Source organism: Leisingera sp. F5 (assembly GCF_001593695.1).
This window is the reverse complement of record NZ_LUKH01001012.1, coordinates 1-1,355: the sequence shown is the minus strand read 5'-3', so window position 1 is coordinate 1,355 and position 1,355 is coordinate 1. Positions and strand designations below refer to the sequence as shown.

The 1,355-nt window shown below is 61.3% G+C and carries 3 protein-coding genes; 1 reads left to right on the top strand and 2 read right to left on the bottom strand.

Annotated elements, in window-relative coordinates; genetic code table 11:
- A partial coding sequence (locus A2I95_RS38375; RefSeq protein ID WP_291737649.1) for a GNAT family protein occupies window positions 1-633 on the top strand: 633 nt, incomplete at its 5' end.
- Between the two features lie 93 nt (window positions 634-726).
- On the opposite strand, the gene A2I95_RS38370 is transcribed toward A2I95_RS38375, so the two are convergent.
- Window positions 727-1,149, bottom strand: a complete 423-nt coding sequence (locus A2I95_RS38370; RefSeq protein WP_027257720.1) for a tellurite resistance TerB family protein — start codon at window positions 1,147-1,149, stop codon at window positions 727-729.
- Window positions 1,142-1,355: hypothetical protein (locus A2I95_RS38365; protein ID WP_291737648.1), on the bottom strand; the 214-nt coding region annotated here is incomplete at its 5' end. The genes A2I95_RS38370 and A2I95_RS38365, both read right to left, overlap by 8 nt.

Genomic DNA, 1,355 nt, shown 5'->3' with positions numbered 1-1,355 from the left:
GGGCAATACTGCCGGGTTGAGCCGCTGAATGCGGACCGCCACGCCGCGGATCTGTTCGCGGCCTTCCGGCAGGACCAGGCCGATGCGATCTGGACCTATGTGCCCTATGGCCCGTTTGAGACGCCGGAAGGCCTGCATGCCTGGGTGCAAGCGGCCAGCGGCGTGGATGCACAGCCCTATTTCGCGGTCATCAATGGCGTCAGCGGCAAGGCCGAAGGCATCGCAAGCTTTATGCGCATTCAGCCCGCCCACGGTGTGATCGAGGTCGGCGGCATCACCTTCGCACCGCCATTGCAGCGGACGCGGGCGGCGACCGAGGCGATGTATCTGATGATGGCGCGGGTGTTCAATGATTTGGGCTACCGCCGCTATGAGTGGAAATGCGACGCCTTGAATGCGCCCTCCTGCCGTGCGGCAGAGCGCTTCGGTTTTACCTATGATGGTCTGTTCCGCCAAGCCATTGTCTATAAAGGCCGCAACCGTGATACCGCATGGTATTCAGTGCCGGATGGCGAATGGCCCATGCTTGAAGCCGCCTATCAGACGTGGCTTGATCCATCAAACTTCGGTGCGGAAGGGCAGCAGAAGCAAAGCCTCGGCACTTTGATCGCAGCGGCCAGACGGACGGGCTGATACCACATGACCCTGCGCAGCCAGTCCCGCCCGCGCTTGGCTGCATAAACTTCACCAGGCCGCAAGGCCGGGGGCAGCGCCCCCCTTCGCCGTTCAGACCATGTGCCGCGCCCGTGCGCCGCGTTCGATGGCCGCGGCATGCAGCCGGTCGATGTTCAATTCATAGCGGACCTCTGCCAGAAACTCGAGCTCGGTCTCGCCCAGGATCCCGTCCGCAGCCGCCACATCGCAGGACAGCGCATAGGCGGTTTCAAACAACCGCTCCGGCAGATCGCCGCGGATCAGGCCGAACAGCGCCGCCAGACCGTCTTCCTGCTCAAACAGGTCCAGAACGGTCTGCGAAACCCGTGTCACCCGGTCGATGTCATAGTCGGCAAACACCGGCAGCATGTTGACCGCAGACTGGATCTTTACCAGCTCGGCAGTGCGGATGTTCTCGTCCGAGGCCGAAACCGCCACCATCAGCGCCACCAGGCAGTCCTGCGGGGACATCGGGTGCGGGGTTTGCTCACTCATGGACGAAATCCTTTTTTGCCAATATTGATCCGATCAGGATAGGTATGCCAGCGGTGAGGTTCAACAACAGGCTGTGTCTGCGCGGCGTTTTTATCCTTTTTGCTGCAGCAAAAGACGGCCTCGGCGGGCCAGTGATTATTGACTCATGCTGCATCAGCACAATAGAGGAAAGGGCTGGATGCATGGGGCATCCGCACTGATCTTGC